This window comes from Kribbella sp. NPDC104740 (genome assembly GCF_055583505.1).
This window is the reverse complement of the sequence record NZ_JBVJNV010000004.1, coordinates 906,470-927,204: the sequence shown is the minus strand read 5'-3', so window position 1 is coordinate 927,204 and position 20,735 is coordinate 906,470. Positions and strand designations below refer to the sequence as shown.

At 69.6% G+C, this 20,735-nt stretch carries 18 protein-coding genes; 8 read left to right on the top strand and 10 right to left on the bottom strand.

All coding sequences use genetic code 11. The annotated features are described in order from the left end of the window. Nucleotides 1-29: 29 nt before the first annotated feature. From ACZ6Z4_RS25510 to ACZ6Z4_RS25485, 6 genes are all read right to left on the bottom strand, one after another. Entirely contained in the window at nt 30-1,655 is a 1,626-nt protein-coding gene (locus ACZ6Z4_RS25510) for an FG-GAP-like repeat-containing protein (protein WP_465569203.1), read from the bottom strand. A gap of 98 nt (nt 1,656-1,753) precedes the next feature. Beyond that, nucleotides 1,754-3,835 carry an NPCBM/NEW2 domain-containing protein gene (locus tag ACZ6Z4_RS25505; protein ID WP_465569201.1) on the bottom strand — a complete coding sequence of 694 codons (2,082 nt, stop codon included), beginning with the start codon at nt 3,833-3,835 and terminating at the stop codon, nt 1,754-1,756. 38 nt (nt 3,836-3,873) lie between these two features. Then, on the bottom strand, nt 3,874-5,892 hold the full coding sequence (locus ACZ6Z4_RS25500) for an alpha-galactosidase (RefSeq protein WP_465569199.1): 2,019 nt from the start codon (nt 5,890-5,892) through the stop codon (nt 3,874-3,876). Further along, complete coding sequence (locus tag ACZ6Z4_RS25495; RefSeq protein WP_363665009.1) at nt 5,889-6,710, bottom strand: carbohydrate ABC transporter permease; 822 nt, start codon at nt 6,708-6,710, stop codon at nt 5,889-5,891. The genes ACZ6Z4_RS25500 and ACZ6Z4_RS25495 overlap by 4 nt, the downstream gene beginning before the upstream one ends. Then, nucleotides 6,707-7,624, bottom strand: a complete 918-nt coding sequence (locus ACZ6Z4_RS25490; protein WP_465569197.1) for a carbohydrate ABC transporter permease — start codon at nt 7,622-7,624, stop codon at nt 6,707-6,709. The genes ACZ6Z4_RS25495 and ACZ6Z4_RS25490 overlap by 4 nt, the downstream gene beginning before the upstream one ends. Beyond that, nucleotides 7,621-8,901, bottom strand: a complete 1,281-nt coding sequence (locus ACZ6Z4_RS25485; RefSeq protein ID WP_465569195.1) for an ABC transporter substrate-binding protein — start codon at nt 8,899-8,901, stop codon at nt 7,621-7,623. Before ACZ6Z4_RS25485 ends, ACZ6Z4_RS25490 begins: the two co-directional genes overlap by 4 nt. A gap of 165 nt (nt 8,902-9,066) precedes the next feature. Here ACZ6Z4_RS25485 and ACZ6Z4_RS25480 point away from each other — a divergent pair, with 165 nt between their 5' ends. The 6 genes from ACZ6Z4_RS25480 to ACZ6Z4_RS25455 all read left to right on the top strand — a co-directional run bounded on the left by ACZ6Z4_RS25480 (nt 9,067) and on the right by ACZ6Z4_RS25455 (nt 14,155). Further along, nucleotides 9,067-9,777, top strand: a complete 711-nt coding sequence (locus ACZ6Z4_RS25480) for an SDR family NAD(P)-dependent oxidoreductase (RefSeq protein WP_465569193.1) — start codon at nt 9,067-9,069, stop codon at nt 9,775-9,777. Between the two features lie 112 nt (nt 9,778-9,889). Next, a complete protein-coding gene (locus ACZ6Z4_RS25475; protein ID WP_465569191.1) occupies nt 9,890-10,624 on the top strand; it encodes a FadR/GntR family transcriptional regulator in 735 nt (244 codons plus the stop codon). Further along, complete coding sequence (gene dgoD, locus ACZ6Z4_RS25470) at nt 10,621-11,766, top strand: galactonate dehydratase (protein ID WP_465569189.1); 1,146 nt, start codon at nt 10,621-10,623, stop codon at nt 11,764-11,766. The genes ACZ6Z4_RS25475 and dgoD overlap by 4 nt, the downstream gene beginning before the upstream one ends. Continuing rightward, a complete protein-coding gene (locus ACZ6Z4_RS25465) occupies nt 11,760-12,521 on the top strand; it encodes a hypothetical protein (RefSeq protein ID WP_465569187.1) in 762 nt (253 codons plus the stop codon). The genes dgoD and ACZ6Z4_RS25465 overlap by 7 nt, the downstream gene beginning before the upstream one ends. Nucleotides 12,522-12,543: 22 nt before the next feature. After that, the gene (locus ACZ6Z4_RS25460) at nt 12,544-13,167 is read left to right on the top strand and encodes a bifunctional 4-hydroxy-2-oxoglutarate aldolase/2-dehydro-3-deoxy-phosphogluconate aldolase (RefSeq protein WP_465569185.1); all 624 of its coding nucleotides are present in this window, start codon (nt 12,544-12,546) and stop codon (nt 13,165-13,167) included. Next, a complete protein-coding gene (locus ACZ6Z4_RS25455; protein WP_465569184.1) occupies nt 13,160-14,155 on the top strand; it encodes a sugar kinase in 996 nt (331 codons plus the stop codon). The genes ACZ6Z4_RS25460 and ACZ6Z4_RS25455 overlap by 8 nt, the downstream gene beginning before the upstream one ends. Nucleotides 14,156-14,574: 419 nt before the next feature. Here ACZ6Z4_RS25455 and ACZ6Z4_RS25450 read toward each other — a convergent pair whose 3' ends face one another. Continuing rightward, nucleotides 14,575-15,177 (bottom strand): TetR/AcrR family transcriptional regulator, encoded by a 603-nt coding sequence (locus ACZ6Z4_RS25450; protein WP_465569182.1) that lies wholly within the window; start codon nt 15,175-15,177, stop codon nt 14,575-14,577. Between the two features lie 97 nt (nt 15,178-15,274). Here ACZ6Z4_RS25450 and ACZ6Z4_RS25445 point away from each other — a divergent pair, with 97 nt between their 5' ends. After that, nucleotides 15,275-16,015 (top strand): SDR family oxidoreductase, encoded by a 741-nt coding sequence (locus ACZ6Z4_RS25445; protein ID WP_465569180.1) that lies wholly within the window; start codon nt 15,275-15,277, stop codon nt 16,013-16,015. Here the strand turns inward: ACZ6Z4_RS25445 and ACZ6Z4_RS25440 are convergent. Further along, nucleotides 16,012-16,542: a helix-turn-helix domain-containing protein gene (locus ACZ6Z4_RS25440; protein WP_465569178.1), complete on the bottom strand. Its 531-nt coding sequence runs from the start codon at nt 16,540-16,542 to the stop codon at nt 16,012-16,014. The genes ACZ6Z4_RS25445 and ACZ6Z4_RS25440 overlap by 4 nt on opposite strands. A 58-nt stretch (nt 16,543-16,600) precedes the next feature. Between ACZ6Z4_RS25440 and ACZ6Z4_RS25435 the strand changes: the two genes are divergently transcribed. After that, entirely contained in the window at nt 16,601-17,524 is a 924-nt protein-coding gene (locus tag ACZ6Z4_RS25435) for an alpha/beta hydrolase family protein (RefSeq protein WP_465569176.1), read from the top strand. Here ACZ6Z4_RS25435 and ACZ6Z4_RS25430 read toward each other — a convergent pair. Beyond that, nucleotides 17,517-18,983, bottom strand: coding sequence for an ATP-binding protein (locus tag ACZ6Z4_RS25430; protein WP_465569174.1), 1,467 nt, complete (start codon nt 18,981-18,983; stop codon nt 17,517-17,519). The genes ACZ6Z4_RS25435 and ACZ6Z4_RS25430 overlap by 8 nt on opposite strands. A 16-nt stretch (nt 18,984-18,999) precedes the next feature. Next, nucleotides 19,000-20,661, bottom strand: coding sequence for an NAD(P)/FAD-dependent oxidoreductase (locus ACZ6Z4_RS25425; protein WP_465569172.1), 1,662 nt, complete (start codon nt 20,659-20,661; stop codon nt 19,000-19,002). Nucleotides 20,662-20,735 lie beyond the last annotated feature (74 nt).

Here is a 20,735-nt window from a genome sequence, read left to right as displayed (position 1 = left end):
TCGGGCCCGGCGTTCAGTGCTGTGGGGGGCTAGCCGTTCCAGCCGCTGCCCTGCTTGACGCGGGCACCCAGGGCGTTGGACTTGCCGGGGTAGAGGTACATGTCGCCGGCGGTGTTGGCGACGGTGATCAGGTCGGGGACCGCGTCGTCGTTCAGGTCGCCGAAGCCGGTGAGGGAGCGCATGCCGTTCCAGCCGCCGGTGCCGATCTCGACGCGGGAGGTTCCGCCGGCGAAGGTCAGGCCCTTGTAGAGCCAGAGTTTGCCGGTGGAGGTGTCGACGGCGGCGAAGTCGGGTTTGCCGTCGCGGGAGAGGTCGCCGATGGCCGCGAGCTTGGTCATCTTCTGCCAGCTGGTGCCGATCTGCTTGCGGGTGCCCAGGCCGTTGAGCTTGCCGGGGTAGACCCAGAGCTTGCCGGTGGACTTCTCGATGGTGACGAGGTCCGGGTGCGCGTCGCCGGTGATGTTGCCGATGCCGATCAGGTCGCGCATGCCGGTCCAGCCGGAGTTGCCGATCAGCAGGCGCGTCGTACCCGCCAAGGACGGCCCGCGGTAGAGCCACAGCTTGCCGGTGGACTTCTCGACGGCGGCGACGTCGGCGTTGCCGTCGCCGGTGAGGTCGCCGACGCCGGTCAGCTCGGTCATGCCGTTCCAGCTCGACCCGATCTTGACCGCGGCCGAACCGCCGTCGAAGGAGCCCTTGCCGTTGTTCGTGTACCGGTAGAGATCGCCGGTCGGCCGGTGCACCGCGATCATGTCGGGCAGTCCGTCACCGGTGAGGTCGCCGGCGTTGGTCAGGTCGGCGTCCGAGTGCCCGGCGACGTACGAGAGCCCGTAGCTCTGCATCGCGGCGTTCAACGTGGACGCCGCGATCGTGTGCGTGCCGCCGGTCGGCTTCCACGGGTCCCAGACGGTCAGCGTCTTCGCGGCCTGGTCGTAGCCGTAGATCAGGATCGCGTGCCCGAAGTGTCCGCTGAGGCCCTTGTTCCAGGGCAGCTTCTCCATCCAGACGCCGATCATCGGCGCCCGCTTCAGCGTCCCGATGTCGTACGCCGCCCAGTTGAGCAGGTTGGTCGGGTTGCCGGTGGTGTCGCTGCTCCAGATCGAGTACCCGAGCGGGTTGACGTACTTGTTGACCACCGGCATCGAGGTCCGGTTGTAGGTCCCCTCGGTGGTCGTGCCCATCTCCTTGGCGAGGGTTTGCTGGGTGACGCTCACGCCGTACGTCGCCAGCGTGACCTGGCTGGACGCGGGGACGCAGAAGTAGTTGGTCGCCTGGTAGACGCCCTTGATCGAGAGCTTGGCAGAGGCCGGTACGGCGGAAGCCGCGCGGGCGAGTTGTTGCGCCGATTGGGGGCGCGGGGCAACTGCTGGGCCGGCGGCGCTCGAGCGGGAGGTGGTGCTCGGGGCGAGGGCTTCGGCTTCCGAAGCCGTCAGGGGGACGGAGCCGGTGGCGGGTGGAAGACTTGAGGCGTCCGCGCCGGGCTGGTCGGCGATGCCAGTCTGGTCCGCGGCGCCGGGCTGGTCGGCGGTGCCGGCGGCGCCGGGCCGGTCGATGGTGCCGGTGTCGGCGGTCGCCATACGGGCGACGCCTCCCACCACGAGCCCGAGGCTCACCAGTCCGGCGGTGGCGAGCTTCCAGCGGTGACGCAGTTTCATGCAGGGGTCCTCACGACGTGCAGGCGGATACAGCGAGCACCACCCAAACACAGCGAAGGGGGCAGACCGGTCCGGTCTGCCCCCTTCAAGAAATCAACTCAGCAGGTGGCGGTCGGAGCCGCCCAGTCGGCGCGGTCGTTGTAGCCGCCGTCGCCGGCGTCACCCACGACCAGGTCGAGCACCCGCACGCCCGTCAGGTCGACGTCGACCTGCTTCGGGTCGTCGCGTCCGACGGTGCCGCTGTCGTACAGGACCTTGCCGTCACCGACGACCTGGAAGGTGGACGTGCCGCCTTCCGGGCCGACGTTGCGGACGGCGTCGTCGATGCCGACGGTCGCGGTGAAGCGCGAGCACTGCTGCCCGACGTAGTACCGGACCAGCGACGGCGACGCGACGCCGATGCCCGTCTCGTAGGTCTGGCCGACCAGGCTGATCGGCGACCCGCCACCGACCGACTGGTCGACGGTCGGCGACATCCAGCCGCTGGTCGCGGTGATCCAGTCGTGGTGCGACAGCGCGGCGGTGCCCGACGGCGGCTCCGGCGCGACGACGACCGGCGACACCGTGGTCTGGTTCTGCGCGCCGTACCCGATGGCCTCGTACGACGTACGCGCCGTCAGCGCCGCGTTCCCAGGTGCCGCGCCCGCCGGCAGTTTCGCGGTGAACGCGAACGTGAACTTCTGACCCGGCGCCAGCAGAACCGGGGCCTTGGTCAACGACTTGACGGTCCATCCGGTGCCACCGGCAAGCGTCGCGGCCGGCTTCAGCACCGGCAGCAGCCCATCGTTGCGCACGGCAACCTCGACCCGCAGCTCGTCGCCACCGGCAACCACCGGAGCGGCGTCAGCCGGCTGAGCGGCAGTGCCCACCTTGGTCACCGTCGGGATCCCCGCGGTGACGTGCGGGACGCCCGGCAGACCACGCGCCGCCGAGAGCCGGAACAGCGCCGCACCGTGCGCCGGAACAGCAGCGCTGATCGTGCCCGCGCTCTCGGTGACCTTGTTGGTCCACGCGTTCTTCACCGTGAACCGAGCACCGCTGAGACCAGCGGCCTTGGCGGTCGTGGTCAGCGTCTTCGCGCTGTCCCCACGGTTCAGCAGCACCACCGCGCGCCCACCGTCGGCAAGCCGCTTCACCCACGTCTCCGTCGTACCGGCCGCACCGACCCGCACGGCCTGAACAACAGCCTTGTCCTGGTTGATCGCCAGCACGTCAGGATCGGTCAGTGTCGCGATCGAGGTGTTGCTCAGCTTCCGGACGTCGCTGCCGATGATCAGCGGCGCGGCGGCCACCGCCCACAGCGTCATCTGCGAACGGAACTCCTCGTCGGACATGCCGAGCTCCGGCGCGAGGTAGTCCGGGTCGTTGTACGCACCCGGCCGGACGACCTCGGGGTGCCGCGCGTTCTGGTCGTAGTTGCGCAGCACGTCCTTGTACTTGATGTCGAACACGAAGCCGACGTCGGTGTAGGTGCGCCACGACTGGGCGATCTCCGGCGCGTAGCTCCAGGAGTTGGTCGACTGCTGCGACTCGGGGTAGTTGCCCCAGTCCGGCGAGGTGACCGGGTTGCACAGGTTGAAGATCATCGGCCGCTTGCTGGCGTTGTTGCGCAGCGCCTTGGCGAACTCGGTGAACGCGGTCTTCGGGTCGAGGTCGGCGGCGATCCCGCAGAGGAAGTCGACCTTGACCGCGTCGAAGCCGAGCGCGGCGAACTGGTCGGCGTCGCGCTGGTAGTAGCCGCCGCCGGAGCCCAGGCCGCACTTGCCCGGGATGTACGGACCGGCGTCGGTGTAGATCCCGGCCTTCAGGCCCTTGGCGTGAATGTAGTCGACCAACGGCTTCAGGCCACTCGGGAACTTGGCCGGATTGGCCACCAGTTCGCCGTTCTCGCCACGGGACTGGTCGGCCTGCCAGCCGCCGTCCAGCCAGACGATGTCGTAGCCGGCCTTGGCCAGCCCGCGGCTGACGATCGAGTCGGCGACGGACTTGATGGTGTCCTCGGTGAAGTCACCACCGAGCCCGAAGTAGGTGTTCCAGCCCTGGTACGGCGTGGGGCTGAGCACCGGAGCGGCCGCGGGAGCGGCGGGCGCCGCGGCGGCAGGGACGGTCGCGGTCACCAGCGAGGCGGACACCAGGGCCGCCGTCAGGAGACCGCCGAGCAAGGCGGAAAGTCGTTTCACGCTGTTTCCTTTGCTGTGCCGTGGATGTGACGGGCGGGTCAGTCGATCGGTTCGACGACCAGGCAGAGCGAGTCGGCGCCCTCGAAGGCGACGCCGACCTCCAGCAGGTAGCTCCCCGGGTGGGTCTTGTCGCCCACCCGGTAGTTCTTCGACGGGTCCAGCCCGACCAGCGGGACCCGGCGCTGCCTTGTCGGCAGGGTGCCGCGGACGTTGTCGTCGCCGGTGTCGTAGAGGAACACCACCGACTGGTCCGCACCGACGTACTGCAGTCCCCGGGACAGCCGGTGAACCTTGCTGTCGGCAACCGTACGGCGGATCTTCCAGTACTGCAGAACGTGGCGGCGGGCAACGACCAGCTGCTCGTCGGTCCACCGGGACAGGTCCGCGCCGATCCCGAGGCCGCCGGCCATCGCGACGTGGAAGCGGAAGTCCAGCGACCGCTCGCGGCCGTCGTGGGTGCCCTCGGCATCGGTCACCCACGAGCTCATCAGGTGCGGCGACCAGCCGGTCAGGAAGCCGTCCTGGATGCGCAGACGGTCGAGCGGCGCGGTGTTGTCGCTCGGCCAGAGCGTGTCGACCCGCGCGGCCATCCCGAGGTCGACGCGCCCACCACCACCGGCGCAGCCCTCGACGAACACCCGCGGGTGCTGCTCACGCAGCCGGTCCAGGATCTTGTACAGGTTCGCGACGACGAGCCCGTCGAGGTCCCGGCGCCGGTCCCCCGCGTCGAGCCGCGCCCGGTTCGCGTCCCACTTCAGGTACGTGATGTCGTACGACGTGAGCAACCGGTCCAGCATCGACCAGATCCACTCGGTCACGTCGTCACGGCTCAGGTCGAGCAGCCACTGGTTCCGGATCTCGATCGGTTCCCGCCCAGCGGTCCGCAGCACCCACTCCGGATGCTCCGCGGCCAGCTTCGACGACGGACTGATCGCCTCCGGCTCGACCCACAGCCCGAAGTCGAGCCCGAGCTCACCGAGGTCGGCGATGAACGTGTCGAGCCCGTGCGGGAACGCGGCCGGGTCGACCTCCCAGTCTCCCAGCGCCGACTTGTCGTCGTTGCGCCCGACGAACCAGCCGTCGTCGACGACGAACAGCTCGGCACCGATCCCCGCGGCCCGCTTCGCCAGCTCCAGCTGGTGATCGGCCCGGATGTCGAACTCGGTCGCGAACCACGAGTTGTAGAGCACCCGCCGCGGCAGGTCCCGCGCCAGCGACCGCTGGTAGGCGTGGAACACGCGGGCAAGTCCCTCGGGACCCGAGGTGCTACAACCGCCGACGGCCACCGGGGAGACCCAGGACGATCCCGGGGCAAGGACGAGGCCGAAGCTGGACGGAGCCCGGCCCGCCTGGATCCGGGTCTGCCCGGTGGTGTCGACGTCCGCGCTCAGCCGCCAGTCACCGGACCACGCCAGCTGCACGCCGTACGTCGTACCGGCCGGATCTCCGGCGTCGCTCACGGACAGGAAGGGTGAGTACGAGTGGCCGGTGATGCCCTGCCGGCTGTCGACGGTGAAGCGGCCACGCCGCAGCACCACCGACTCCTGCTGGAACTCGCTGTTCCACTCGCCCCACAGCGACCGGATCACCGCACCGTCCGAGGTCGGTACGACGAACGCCGCCGAGTCGTGCTCGTGCATCCGCAGCTCGTCGGTCCCGTCGTTGTGCACGGCAACCCACCGCTCGACCACGTCGAGCCCCGCGGGCATCCGGTAGTGCAGCACGACCCGCAGCGACCGCAGCGGATCGGCGAAGGTCAGCGCCAGCTCGTCCTCGTCCTGGACGGCGTTGACGAACACCGGCCGGCACTCGTCGCTGCCGTCCGGCCCGCTGACGACCAGCTCGGCCGGGCTCGTGTACCGCACCCCGCGGACGCCGTACTCGAGCGGCTCGACGTCGGCCCGCGGCAGGAAGTGCTCGGTACCCGTTGGCTCGGTCAACGACGGGCCGTCGGCAACGGCCTGCGGGCCCCAGGCAAGCAGCGCCGCCCACTCACCGTGCTCGGGCACGCCGACGACGTACGCCGTACTGGCACCACGCAGTGTCCATCGGGTCACTTGACCGCTCCGATCGCCAGGCCGCCGACGAAGTGCTTCTGGAAGCGCAGGAAGACCGCGACCGTCGGCACCGCCGCGATCACCGTGCCGGCCGCGATCACGTTCCACGACGACACGAACAGGCCCTGCAGGCCGAGCAGCGCCGGCGTCACCGGCATCTTGTCGCCGGACCGGATCACCGTGATCGACCAGAGCAGGTCGTTGAAGATCCAGGTGAACGACAGCGCGCCGAGCGCGGCCAGCGCGGGCCGGGTCAGCGGCAGGATGACGCTGGCGAAGATCTTGCCCGGGCCGGCGCCGTCGATGGTTGCGGCCTCCTGGATCTCCTTCGGCAGGTCGCGCATGAAGCCGTGCAGCACGAAGGTGTAGAAGCCGAGACCGAACCCGACGTGTACGGCGATCAGCGCGATCAACGTGTCGTAGTACCCGATCAGCTCGACGAAGCGGGCGATCGGGATCAGCAGGATCTGCGGCGGCAGCAGGTTGCCCATCAGCATCAGCAGCAGCACCGTGCGCCGGAACGGGATGTTGTACCGGGCCAGCCCGTACGCCGCGATCGCGGCGAGCCCGAGGCTGAGCAGCACTGCCGGGATCGTCACCAGCAGGCTGTTGACCAGCGCCCGGAACTCCTCGGCGTCCTGCCAGGCCTGCACGTAGGTGGAGAACGTGAACGAGTGCGGCAGCGAGCCCAGCCCGTTGGCCGCGACGTCGTCGAAGCTGCGGAACGAGATCACGATCACCCAGAGGATCGGCGCCACCCACAGCAACGAGATCAAGCCCATCGCGAAGTGGTAGCCGCCGGTCTTCAAGCCCTTCATGTCTCCTCCCGGAAGGCACGGATCAGGTAGCCGAGGATGACCGCCAGCGCGAGCAGGAAGATCACCACGGCGATCGCGGAGGCGTAGCCCAGCTGGGTGGACTGGAACGCGGTCGAGTACATGTAGGTGCTGAGCAGCTCCGAGGAGTGGTACGGGCCGCCCTTGGTCATCGACCAGACGATGTCGAACGAGCGCAGCGAGTCGATCACGATCACCGACAGCACGACCGAGTTGACGCCCTTGAGCTGCGGGATCGTCACGTACCGGGTGCGCTGCCAGGCCGACGCGCCGTCCACCCGGGCGGCTTCGTACAGCGCCGGGTCGACCGCTTTCAGACCGGCCAGGTAGAGCACCATCACGTACCCGATCTGCCGCCAGAGCGCGGGCACGATCACGGCGTACAGGGCGGTGTCGGGATCGGCGAGCCACGGGCGGATCAGGTTGCCGAGGCCGATGCCGTTCAGCACCGAGTCGACCAGGCCGTCCGGCTGGTAGAAGACGCGCCAGATCAGCGCGGTGACCACCAGCGAGAACACGACCGGGGTGAAGAGCGCGGCCCGGTAGATGCCGACGCCGCGACGTTCCTTCTGCAGCAGCAGGGCCATCCCGAAACCGCCGGCGACGCTCAGGCCGCCGAACAGCACCAGCCAGATCGCGGTGTTCTTCAGCGCGGTCTTGAAGATCGGGTCGGAGAACATGTCCCCGAAGTTGCCGAGGCCGACGAACGTCGGGGCGGACAGGCCGTCCCAGTTGGTCAGCGACAGCCAGAACCCCTGCAGGGCCGGCCAGAACACCCAGACCGCCTCGACCGCGAACGGCACGAAGACGAAGGCGAGGATCAGCGGTGAGACCCGGGCGGGCCGGCGCCTGGCCGACCGCGCGCGAGTCTTCACCTCGACGGCTGTAGCAGTCACGCCTGGAAGACCTTCGTCGCCGCGGCCTGCCAGTCCTTGAGGATCTGGTCGATCTGGTCCGGCTTGTCCAGGAACTTGGTCAGCGCCGCGTCCGCGGTCGGCTGCAGCGCGTCACTGGAGTCGCGGTTGAAGAACTGGGTCAGCTCGGCCGCGCCCTCGAGCATCGCCTTGCCCTTGCGCACGTACGGCGTGTCGGCGAACTTGCCGTCCGGGTTGGCGGGCAGCACGGTGCCGGAGGAGTTGTCGATGTAGATGTTCTGCGCCTCGGCGGTGGCCAGCCAGGTGAGGAACTTCTTCACCGCGGCCGGGTCCTTCGCCTTCTTGCTGGCGAAGTAGCCGTCGGTCGGCGCCTCCTCGGCCACCGGCACGTTCGGGTCGATGATCGGGAACTGGAAGAAGTCGATGTCGTCGAGAGCGTCCTTCGGAGCGCTGTCGGCGAAGAAGGTGCCGATCAGGAACATCCCGGTCTTGCCGCCGAGCAGCGCCGAGGTGGCCTCCTGGAACGGGAACGACTTGCCCTTCGGGTCGAAGTACGGGAGCACCTCGCGCCACTTGGTGAAGACGGCCTTCACCTTCGGGTCGGTGAAGTCGCCCTTGCCGGCCAGCAGGTCGCGGTGGAACGGGGCGCCGTTGATCCGGATGTTCAGGTAGTCGAACCAGGCCGAGGCCACCCACGGGGTGTCGCCGAGGCCGATGCCGATCGCCGGCACGCCCTGGGACTGGATCTTCTTGCAGACCTCGAGGAACTCCGCCCAGGTCTTCGGCGGGGTGACGCCCCACTTCTCGAAGTTCGACTTGCGGTAGTGCACACCCCACCAGTAGTTGCTGGTCGGCACGAAGACCTTCTGGCCGGCCGCGCTGGTGGACAGCGTCTGCAGCGACTTCGGGTAGTTGCCCATCGTCTGCCAGACGTCGGAGATGTCGAGCAGCAGGTCCTTCTCGGCGTACGAGTTGGCGACCGAGCCGGCGTACCAGGTGTAGACGTCCGGCGGGTTGGCCGAGGTCAGGTACGTCGGGAGCTGGGTGCGGAAGATCTCCGCAGCGACCGTGTTCAGCTTGACGGTGCCACCGCCGGTCTTGTTGAACGCCTCGACCAGCTTCTCGATCGCGGCCTTGGCCTGCTCGGCCGACAGGTTCGACTGCAGCGCGATCTCCCCGGTGGCCGCGCCACCGCCGCTGCTCGCGCTGCCGGAGGTCGAGGTGGCGCACCCGGGCACGAGGGCCGCGGCCCCGAGTACTCCGAGGCCTTTGAGGAACGTCCGCCGATCAGGTGCCATCACTGCTCCAGTGCCTTGAGTGGTCCGTTGTTTCGTTGCCGACGATCTTGCGGCGGCGACCTCTGAGGTGTCAATATTAATTCGTAAATTACGAGCAAATAGCTTGACGTGACAGGCTGCTCACGATCAACTGAGGCCTCGTTCATCGAAGGAAAGGACAGCCGCGTGGGTGTGATCGTGGTGACCGGTGCCGCCACCGGGATCGGTGCGGCCTGCACCGAGCGGCTGCTCGCGGACGGTGACGCCGTCGTCCAGGTCGATCTCCAGCCCTGCAAGGAGATCCCGGGGCGCGCGATCGGCGTCGTCGGTGACGTCTCGTCACCGGACACGTGGGCCGAGGTGCTGTCGCGGGGACGCGACGAGCTCGGGCCGATCTCCGGGCTGGTCAGCAACGCCTACACGATCGAGGTCCGGCCGGCGCACGAGATGGCACCGTCGTCCTGGCAGCGGCAGCTCGACGTGAACCTGACGGCCGCCTTCCTCGGCTTCCGGACCCTGTACGACGACTTGGCCGCCGCGCGTGGGTCGGTGGTGCTGGTGTCGTCGGTGCACGCGGTCGCGGGGATCCCCGGACACCCGGCGTACGCCGCGTCCAAGGGCGCGCTGGTCGCGCTGGGCCGGCAGCTCGCGGTCGAGTACGGCGCGACGATCCGGGTGAACACGGTGCTCCCCGGACCGGTCGACACCGCGGCCTGGGACCGGGTCAGCGCCGAGGGCAAGGAACAGAGCGCGCGGGCGACCGCGATCGGGCGCCTCGGGCGGCCCGACGAGGTGGCCGCGGCGGTCGCGTTCCTGCTGTCGGACCAGGCGTCGTTCGTGACCGCGGCGACACTCGCGGTCGACGGCGGCTGGACCGCGGTCAAGGACTCCGCGTGAGTGGCGGCGTCCGCGGGCACAGGATCGCCGGTGCCGTCCACCGGCGAGCGTCCGGCGCGAGGTGTGGTGGAGCGGGTATGACGTTGTGGACGACCAGGGTGGGGAGAACGGCGTGACGGGGATTCAACGCGGGATGTCGCGCGGTCTGCACGGGCAGATCGTCGAGGTGATGGCACAGCGCATCCTGTCGGGGCAGATCCCCGAGGGCGCGACGATCAACGTGCCGGACCTGCAGGCCGACCTCGGCGTCAGCCTGACCGCCGTACGGGAAGCCTTGAAGGTCCTGACCGCCAAGGGGCTGGTCGACGCGCGGCAGAAGCGCGGCACCTTCGTCCGCCCGCGCTCGGACTGGAACCTGCTCGACGCGGACATGATCCGCTGGCACTTCGACGACGACGTACGGCCGGAGCTGCTCGAGGAGCTGCACGAGGTCCGCGGCATCGTCGAGCCCGCCGCCGCGCGGCTGGCCGCGATCCGCGCCGACGACGCGAACCTCGCCGCACTCGACACCGCGCTGGCCGCGATGGCCTCGGCGACCGACGACCTCTCCGCGGCCGAGGCCGACCTGGCCTTCCACAAGGCGCTGCTGGCCTCGACCGGTAACGAGCTGCTGACCAAGATGGAGGTCATCATGGAGACCGGCCTGGCCGGCCGCGACCGGTTGGTGCACAAGGCCAAGCCGTCCGACGATCCCGTCCCCAGCCACCAGCGCGTCGTCGAGGCCGTCCGCGCGGGCGACCCCGAGGGCGCGGAGCTGGCGATGCGCGAGCTGCTCGCGAAGGCCGCCGAGGACCTGTCCGACGTCCGCGGTACCGGCGCGAAGAAGACCGCCCGGGGTCGCAAGTGAAGATCGAACGGATCGAGACGTTCCTGGTCGCTCCGCGCTGGCTGTTCTGCCGGATCGAGACGAGCGACGGCGTCGTCGGCTGGGGCGAACCAGTCGTCGAGGGCCGCGCCGAGCTCGTGCGGACCGCGATCGACGTACTGTCGGAGTACCTGATCGGCCAGGACCCGCTGCAGATCGAGCGGCACTGGCAGACCCTGAGCAAGGGCGGCTTCTACCGCGGCGGACCGGTGCTGAGCAGCGCCGTCGCCGGGCTGGACCACGCGCTGTGGGACATCGCCGGCAAGGTGTACGGCGCTCCGGTGTCGTCGCTGCTCGGCGGACGGGTGCGCGACCGGGCGCGGGTGTACGCGTGGGTCGGCGGTGACGAGCCCGCCGAGATCGCGGACCAGGTCGCCGAACAGGTCGCGGCCGGGATGACCGCGGTGAAGATGAACGCCAGCGGGCTGATCCAGCCGTCACCTTCGCGCGCGGAGGTCGCCGGGATCGTCGAGCGGCTCGGTGCTGCGCGGTCGGTGCTCGGGGACTCGCTCGACGTCGCGATCGACCTGCACGGTCGGGTCGGGGTCGCGGGGGCGCGGCGGATCTTGCACGCCGTCGAGGATCAGCATCCGCTGTTCGTCGAGGAGCCGGTGCTGCCGGAGCATCTGCGGCATCTGCCTTCGATCGTCGGCGGTACGACGGTGCCGATCGCGTTGGGCGAGCGGCTCTACAGCCGATCCGAGTTCATGCCCGCACTGGATGCCGGGGTCGCTGTCGTGCAGCCCGACGTGTCGCACGCCGGCGGGATCTCGGAGCTGCGGCGGATCGCTTCGCTCGCCGAGACGCACGGCGCGCTGTTCGCTCCGCACTGCCCGCTCGGTCCGATCTCACTGGCCGCGTCGCTGCAGGTGTCGTTCGCGACGCCGAACTTCCTGATCCAGGAGCAGAGTCGCGGCATCCATTACAACGTCGCGAACGACCTCACGTCGTACGTCGTCGACCCGGCGCCGTTCACGTGGGTCGACGGGCACGCGGAGTACAACCCGCTGCCCGGACTCGGCATCACGGTCGACGAGGCCGCCGTACGGGCTGCTGATCAGAAGGGTCACGCGTGGCGCAACCCGGTGTGGGCGCACGCCGACGGGTCCTTCGCGGAATGGTGAGAACGGACCTCGCCGACGGCGGGCGGTGGACGTCGCTGGTGCTCGGCGGGCGGGAGTGGTTGTGGGCTGGGCCGGGGTTGGTTTCGGAGCCTCGGACCGGAGATGTCGCATTCACCGACGCGGGCGGCTTGGACGAGTGCTTTCCTACTGTGCGGGGTGTCCCTGATCATGGTGGGCTGTGGAATCAGGAGTGGACGAGCGACGGATCGTGGGATTCGGTCGAGTGGGACGGGACGCTGCTGCGTCGGAAGATCGTTGCTGACCAGTTGACGGTGACCGCCGACTACCGACTGACCGCTCCAGCCGGGTACCGGTTTGTCTGGGCGGCCCACGCGTTGCTCGACTGTGCCGTCGACGCTTCGATCGACGTACCGAACGGCACTGCCTGTCGCCTCTACCTCGACGACTCCCCCTGGGCCGCCGATACCTGGCCCACCTCGCACGGCCTCGGGACCTACGGCCCCTCCGACGGCAGCGCCGTGGGCGCCGTACTCGACACCCCGTCCGCCTCGGTCCGCGATCGCGGCCGGCGCCTCACCTTAGACCTGAGTTGCCCAGGGCAACCAGTATCGACCGCCCTGTGGCGCAACCTCGGCGGCTTCCCGGCCGGTACGCCGTACCGGAGTCTCGGCGTCGAACCGATGCTCGGGCGGGTGTTCGGGCTGGACGAAGCAGGCCCCGGCGACACAGCCGTCGTCTCGGAGTCCGGGGAGCTGGAATGGCGGCTGACCGTGACCGCGGAGCCGGTCGGATAGCGTTGGGAGCTGGAGGAACACCATGGATCTGCTGGCAGAACTGAACCGTCGCAAGGTGCTCGCGATCATCCGCGCGGACGGCGCCGACCGCGCCCTGGAGTGCGTTCGCACGCTGGTCGCCGCGGGGATCGACACCCTCGAGGTCTCCCTCACGACGCCCGGCGGCGCCGAGGCGATCGCGAAGGCGCGCTCGGAGTTCGCGCCGTCGGTGCTGATCGGGGCCGGAACGGTGATCACCCCCGAGCAGGCCGACGAGGTCGCCGCCGCGGGCGCTGGCTTCGTCGTCACGCCGGCGATCACGCGCGGCGCGACGCGCAGCGTGCAGCTCGGGCTGCCGCTGCTGTGCGGGGCGCTGACGCCGACCGAGGTGGTCGGGGCGCTTGATATGGGCGCGGTTGCCGTGAAGATCTTCCCCGCGAAGGTCTACGGCCCGAGCTATTTCCGTGAGCTGCGTGCGCCGCTTCCGCAGGCGCCGCTGATCGCGGTCGGTGGAGTGGACGCGGTGACGACGCCGGAGTACTTGGCTGCGGGCGCGCTCGCGGTGGGCGTCGGCTCGCCGCTGCTGGGCGACGCCGGTACTGGCGGTTCGCAGGAGGCTCTTGCCGAGCGGGCCGCCGCCTTCCTGAAGGCAGTCGCGGATGTCTGACGCCGCCACCCGATCGGCAACGCGCTCCGCGACCGCTGACACGGGGGCGACCTTGCCCGCCGTTGACGTCCTGACGCTCGGGGAGACCATGGTCTCCCTCCGCACCCGCGCCGCCATGCGCCTGGGCGGCGAGGCTCACCTGTCCATCGCCGGCTCGGAGAGCAACGTCGCCATCGGCCTGTCCCGCCTCGGCCACGACGTCGCCTGGCTCGGTGCCGTCGGCAACGACGAGCCCGGCCGCCTGATCCAGCGCACGCTGCGCGCCGAGGGCGTCGGTACGGCGTACGTCCGCTTCTCGGAGAGCGACTTCACCGGCTTCATCGCCTTCGACCAACCGGCCCACGACATCACCCGCGTCAGCTACCACCGCCGCGGCTCCGCCGGCTCGACCCTCACCCCCGAGGAGTGCGTCACCGCTCTCGAGACCGCGGCTCCGCGCCTGCTCCACCTCACCGGCATCACCCCCGCCCTCTCCGACTCCGCCCGCGCCGCCACCCTCGCGATCGCCGAGGCCGCGAGCGACGTACAGGTGTCCCTGGACGTCAACTACCGCTCCCGCCTCTGGTCCCGCCACTCCGCAGCTGAGTGCCTCCGGCAACTACTCCCGTCGGTCCACACCGTCTTCGCCTCCGACGACGAACTCGACCTCCTCACCGACGCCACCGACCCCGTCACCGCCCTCCTCGACACCGGTATCCAAGAGGTCGTCGTCACCGCCGGCGGCAAAGGCGCCTGGTCCCACTCCCCCACCGGCACCCTCCACCAACCAGCCCTCCCCGTCACCGTCGTCGACAGCATCGGCGCCGGCGACGCCTTCGTCTCCGGCTACCTCTCAGCCACCCTCGAAACCCTCCCCGCCGAAGCCCGCCTGGCAAGAGCTACCACCTCAGGAGCCTTCTGCGTAGGCGGCTACGGCGACTGGGAATCCCTCCCCACCCGCGAGGACCTGACCCTCATCACCCACACCCACGGCACCGCTCTGCGCTAGGCACCCCTTCACCACAGCCGCCCAGCACCGCGCCCCACCCGGCACACCTCCCGACACCAGCACGGCGCCTGCCGCCCCACCCGGCACAACCACCCGACACCAGCACGGCGCCTGCCGCCCCCACGCGGAACAACCACTCGACACCCACCGCCCCTCCCCGCGCACCCCACGTCCCGCGCCGCCCTCTCCTCGCACGTTCATCGCCCGACTCCGGATCGAGCCTCACTTTGAGCACGATTCAGTCGCCATTCGCCGTCGATTCCGACTGCCCCGTGCACAAAGATGGACTCGGTGCCGAGCGACAAGAGGTGGTCGCCGCGGTTCTGGTCGCGGGTGGGGTTGCAAGGTGTGGGACTCAGGCGGATCAGCCGCCGCTGCGGAGACCTCCTGTCGGCCGGTACAGCCTCGATCGGCTGTTGCTACGCGGGCAGCGGGCGAGCGGCCGCGGGCTGCAGGCCGTCGAAGGTCAGCGCCAAGTACCGCTTCCAGATCTCCGGGGACTCCGGCAGCATCGGTGCGGCCGTCTGGTAGACGCCGGTCAGCAGCAGCATCACGTCCTGGCCGGTGATGTCGTCTCGTACGGCGCCCGCCCGGCGCGCCCGGTCGACGAGCGCCTCGACCGCTGACTCCAGGCGCGCGATCTTCCCACGAAGTACCGGATGCTGGCGTACGGCGGCGCCCGCCGCGACGTCGCAGAACGCCTGGTTGTGCACCTGCAGCTCGATCCCGGCGACCATGAAACCGCGCAGTCCCTCGGCCGGGTCGTCGGCGTGCAGCAGCTGCTCGGTGGTCGCCACGAGGTCGTCGACCATCTCGTCGACGATCGCGACCACCAGGTCGTCCTTGTGGGCGAAGTGCCGGAAGACCGTGCCCTTGCCGAGGCCGGCCGCCTGAGCGATCTCGGCGACCGACGCCTCGGTCCCGCGGACGGCGAAGACGTCTCGCGCGGCGCTCATCAGCAGCGCGCGGCTGCGTACTGCGTCTGCGCGCAAGGGGCGGCTATCCGCTCGTTCGTTGCTCACAGGACCAGCATACCTAAGTTGACCGCCCGGTCCGGTTAGGTGCTACGGTTGAACTAAACGGACCATCCGGTCAGGTTAACCCTCGAGAGGAACAGCAATGCAGTCACTGGAAGGCAAGGTCGCGCTCGTCACCGGAGCGTCGTCGGGGATCGGCGCGGCGGTCGCGCGAACGCTGGCGGGCGCGGGGATGAAGGTCGTCGCGGGCGCACGCCGTACCGAGCGCTTGGCGGAGCTGACCGCCACCCAGGAGGCCGGCGGCGAGATCGTCGCCGTGAAGCTCGACGTCACCGACGAGCAGTCCGTACGAGACGCCGTCGCCACGACTGTCGAGCGCTTCGGCCGGCTCGACCTGGTGGTGAACAACGCCGGCGTGATGCTGGTCGGCCCGGTCCAGACCGCCGACACCGCGGACTGGAACCGCATGGTCCACACCAACCTCCTCGGCAGCATGTACGTCGCGCACGCCGCGCTCCCCCACCTCCTGGAAACCAAAGGCACCCTGATCCAGACGTCGTCGACCTCCGGACGATCGGCGTCAGCAGGCAACGGCGTCTACGCGGCCACCAAGTTCGGCATCAACGCCTTCACCGAGGCCCTCCGCCAGGAGGTCACCGCCCAGGGCGTCCGCGTCGTCTCGATCGCCCCCGGCATGGTCGACACCGAGCTCGCCTCCCACGTCACCGACCCGCAGATCCTCGCGATGGCCGCGAAGCTCTACGCCTCCGTCCGCACCCTGAGCCCGGAAGACATCGCCAACGCCGTCCTGTACGCCGCCACGCAGCCCGACCACGTCACCGTCAACGAGCTCACCATCCGCCCGACCGACCAGGTCGCCTAGGGTTCCTCGACCGGGAAGAGGATCGGGCTCAGCAAATAGCGCCCCCGCTCGGGCGTCGCCTCATTCCCGAGCACCGGCAGGATCGCCGCCCGCAGGTTCTCGATCAGCGTGAGAAGCTCCTCCGGGGTCAGCCAGATCGCATGCTGCCGGTAGCCGACCAGATCGGCCACCGGATCAGCCGACGGCCGATCCAGATAGCCGTTGAACTCGGCAACCAGTACGGCCATCGCGGCGGCGAAGCCCTGCCGGTGGTCGTCAGCGGTCAGGGTCGCGATCAGCGCCGGGTCGATCGACGCGCGGTCCAGCCGCAGCCGGTACAGCCGCTCGACCGCGCCGCGCACCCGCCGCTCCTCGGCCACCTCCAATACGCCGCCCTCCACGAGCAGCTCGACGTGCCGGTACAGCGTCGCCTTCGAGACGTCCTGGATGTGCTCGCCGAGCGCGGCCGTGGTCAGCACCCGACCGCCGCGCAGCGCGTGCACGATCCGGAGCCGGACCGGGTGACCGAGCAGTTCCAGCGGACCCATGGCCCGACGATCTCACGCCGTGCTACCTTTCTCAAATACTGAGAAAGGTGAGACCGCGATGACCTGGACCCCGCCGCCGTACGCCCATCCGGACCGTTTCACCGAGCAGGACCTCACCCTCGACGTCGACGACCGCCCGACGCAGGGAACGCTCACGCTGCCGCACGACAGCACCGGGACCGGCGTGGTCCTGCTCACCGGCGGCGGCCCGTTCGACCGCGACGAGACCAGCGGCCCGAACAAGCCGCTGAAGGATCTCGCCTGGGGACTCGCCAGCCAGGGCGTCGCCGTCCTCCGGTACGACAAGCCGAGCTTCACCTACCCCGAGCTGTTCACCCAGCCGGGGTTCACGATGACGCAGGAGTACGTCCCGCACGCGGTCGCCGCCGTACAGATGCTGAGCAAGTACGTCGAGCAGGTGTACCTCATCGGCCACAGCATGGGCGGCAAGGCCGCCCCGAAAGTCGCCGCCGCGGAGCCGAAGATCGCGGGCCTGGTGATCATGGCCGGCGACACCCAGCCGATGCAGCATGCCGCCGTCCGGGTGATGAGGTACCTGGCGTCGATCGACCCGGCGATGGTTCCGGCCGAGCTCGTCGAGCAGTTCGAGCGCCAGGCAGCCGTCGTCGACAGCCCGGACCTTTCGCCGAAGACCCCGCAGTCCGACTTGCCGTTCGGCGCACCCGGTTCGTACTGGCTCGATCTGCGCGCCTACGACCCGGTCGCCACCGCGGCGAAGCTCGACGTACCGATCCTCGTCCTGCAGGGCGGCCGCGACTACCAGGTCACCGTCGAGGACGACCTCCCCGGCTGGCGGGACGGCGTACCCGCGGCGACGATCACCGTGATCGCCGCCGCCAACCACCAGTTCATCCCCGGCACCGGCCCCTCGACACCGGCCAACTACCAGGAAGCAGGCCACCTCGACCAGGACGCGCTGGAAGCGATCCTCGCCTGGTTGCCCAAAGCAACAACTAGATGAGGTCCGCCTGGGCCTCGATCTCCTGCTGCGGGTCCAGCGGTAGCACGATCTTGAAGACCGTCTTGCCCGGCTCCGACTCCACCCGCAGGTCGCCGTGGTGCTTCTTGACGACGATGCGCCACGAGATGTCGAGGCCGAGGCCGGTGCCCTCGCCGATCGGTTTGGTGGTGAAGAACGGCTCGAAGATGCGGCGCTTGATCTCGGCGGGGATGCCGGGGCCGGTGTCGCCGATCTCGACGACCGCGTAGTGGCCGTCGCGTTTCGTCCGCAGGGTGAGGGTGCCGGAGCCGTTCATCGCGCCGACGGCGTTGTCGATGATGTTGGTCCAGACCTGGTTCAGCTCCGCGGCGTACGCCGGGATCGCAGGCAGCTCGGGGTCGAACTCCTTGACCACCTCGATGCCCTGCAGCTTGCCGGACATCATCACCAGGGTCGACTTCAGCAGCTCGCGCAGGTCGACCACCTGGAACGGTGCCCGGTCGATCTGCGAGTACTGCTTGGCGGCGCCGACCAGGGTCGAGATCCGGGTCACCGAGTCGTCGATCTCGTTCATCAGCGACTCGGTGTCGATGGTGTACATCAGCCAGCGCACCGCGCCTTCGAGGTACGCCGGGCCGACCGTCGTCAGCACGTTCTCCATCCACGGCACGTCCAGCCCGGCCGCGGCCAGCACCGGCGCGACGTCCCAGGCGGCGTGCACGTCGTGGTCGTCGAGCCAGTCGGACAACGTGTCCTCGGCGTCGGACAGCTCCAGCGGCGAGACCTCCTTGCCGACGGTCTTGGCCAGCCGCTCGACCGCGTCGTCCTGCAGCTCGACGATCTTGTGCAGCTTGGTCGCATCCAGCGTGCCGTCGGCCAGCATCGCCAGCTTGGCGCGCATCCCGGCGACCCGCTGCCGCAGCGTCGCCGATGCCCGTACGGCGGCCGCCGCCGGGTTGTTGAGCTCGTGCGTCAGCCCCGCCGACAGCGAGCCGAGCGCGAGCAGCCGCTCCCGCTCGCCCATCGTCTCGTTGGTCCGCCGCATGCCCTGGACGAACCCGTCGATCAGGTGCACCGCCATCGGGAACCACTGGTTCATCATCGTGGCCATCGTGTCGGCGGTGATCACGAAGAACGTGGACGGCTCGAGCACCCGCATCGTCGCGTTGTACGACTTGCGCTCGTCGGCGCCGAGGAACGCGGTCACCGCACCGGCGTACACACCACGCTGGGTGCTGCGGTTGATCTCGACCTCTTCACCGTGCGACAGCTTGCACATCCGCAGCCCACCGGTGAGCAGGATGTAGCAGCTGGCGGCCTCGTCGCCCTCACTGAAGACGATGCCTTCCTCGTAGGCCTCGACGGTGCCCTCGCGGGACAACCAGCCGAGCTGCTCGTCGGTCAGGCTCTCGAACAGGAACAGCGTGCGCAGCTCGTCGATGCTGATCCGCTGCGACTCCGGAACCGCCTCGGCGCTCATCGAACCGTCTCCTTCTTCACAGCATCTCCAGGTATCGGTGCACCAGCGTCACGGCCATCGCGCCGTCGCCGACCGCCGAGGCGACCCGCTTGACCGACTCGGCCCGGACGTCGCCGGCCGCGAAGACGCCCGGCATCGAGGTCTCCAGGTGGTACGGCTCCCGCTCCAGCGCCCAGCCCGGCGGCTTGCCGCGCAGGTCCGGACCGGTCAGCACGAAGCCGCGGTCGTCGCGCAGCAGACCGCCCGGCAGCCAGTCCGTCCGGGGTGCGGCGCCGATGAACACGAACAGCCACTCCGAGTCCACCTCCCGCGTCTCTCCGGTCGCACTGTTCTGCAGGGTGAGCACCTCGAGGTGGTCGGAGCCCTTGCAGGACACCACCTGCGTGCAGGTGTGCACCTCGATGTTGTCGATCGCCTCGATCTGGTTGATCAGGTACGACGACATGGTCGCTTCGAGCGAAGCGCCTCTCACCAGCATATGCACGCGCTTGGCATGGCTCGCGAAGTAGACCGCGGCCTGACCGGCGGAGTTCGCGCCGCCGATGATGTAGACCTCCTGGCCGGCGCAGCTCGGGCCCTCGGTGGTCGCCGAGCCGTAGTAGATGCCGCGGCCGCACAGCTCCTCGACGCCGGGCGCCTGCAGCGTCCGGTACGAGACGCCGGTCGCCAGGATCACCGAGTGCGCGGAGATCTCGCTGCCGTCGGAGAACTTCAGCCGCCGGGCCGAGCCGGTGGTGTCCAGCTCGACGACCTGCCGGGCCGTCAGCAACTCGGCGCCGAAACGCACCGCCTGCCGCCGGGCCCGGTCGGTCAGCTGCGCACCGGAGACGCCGTCCGGGAAGCCCAGGTAGTTCTCGATCCGGCTGGACTGGCCGGCCTGGCCACCGGTCGCCAACTGCTCGACCAGCACTGTCCGCAGCCCCTCGCTGGCGCCGTACACGGCGGCACCGAGGCCGGCGGGCCCACCGCCGACCACGACCAGGTCGTAGAAGGCCTCGGCCGGCGAGGTGGACAGCCCGACCTTCGCTGCCAGATCAGCCTCACTCGGCGCGACCATGACCGTGCCGTCCGGGGTGATCACCACCGGCAGGGTCGTTCCGTCGACACCGGCGGCGTCGAGCAGCCGCTTGCTCTCGTCGTCGTCCACGCCGTACCAGCGGTAGGGCACGGCGTTGCGGGCCAGGAAGTCGCGGGCCGCGAACGACGGCGCGGACCAGCGGTGGCCGATCACCCGGGTCTCGTCGCTGGAGGGCTCCGGGGTCGTCTTCCACAGCTCCAGCATCGAGTCCACGACCGGGTAGAGCTTCTCCTCCGGCGGGTTCCACGGCTTGAGCAGGTAGTGGTCGAGGTCGACCACGTTGATCGCCTGGATCGCGGCGTCGGTGTCGGCGTACGCCGTCAGCAGCACCCGGCGGGCGAGCGGGAACAGGTCCATCGCCTGCTCCAGGAACTCGATGCCGGTCATCTGCGGCATCCGGTAGTCGGCCAGCAGCAGCGCGACCGGCTCGCCGCGCAGCTTGAGCTCGCGCAGCGCCTCCAGGGCCTGCATACCGGTCTCGGCCCGGACGATCCGGTGCTCCTCGCCGTACCGGCGGCGCAGGTCACGGGCGATCGACCGGGACACCCCGGGGTCGTCGTCCACGGTGATGATCACCGGGCGGGAAGTCGACGCTGTCATGCCTCTTTCATACCAGCGCCCGCCCGCCGGTGGGAGCGATTCATCCACAGGCGGACGAGCGGCCGGGCATCCGC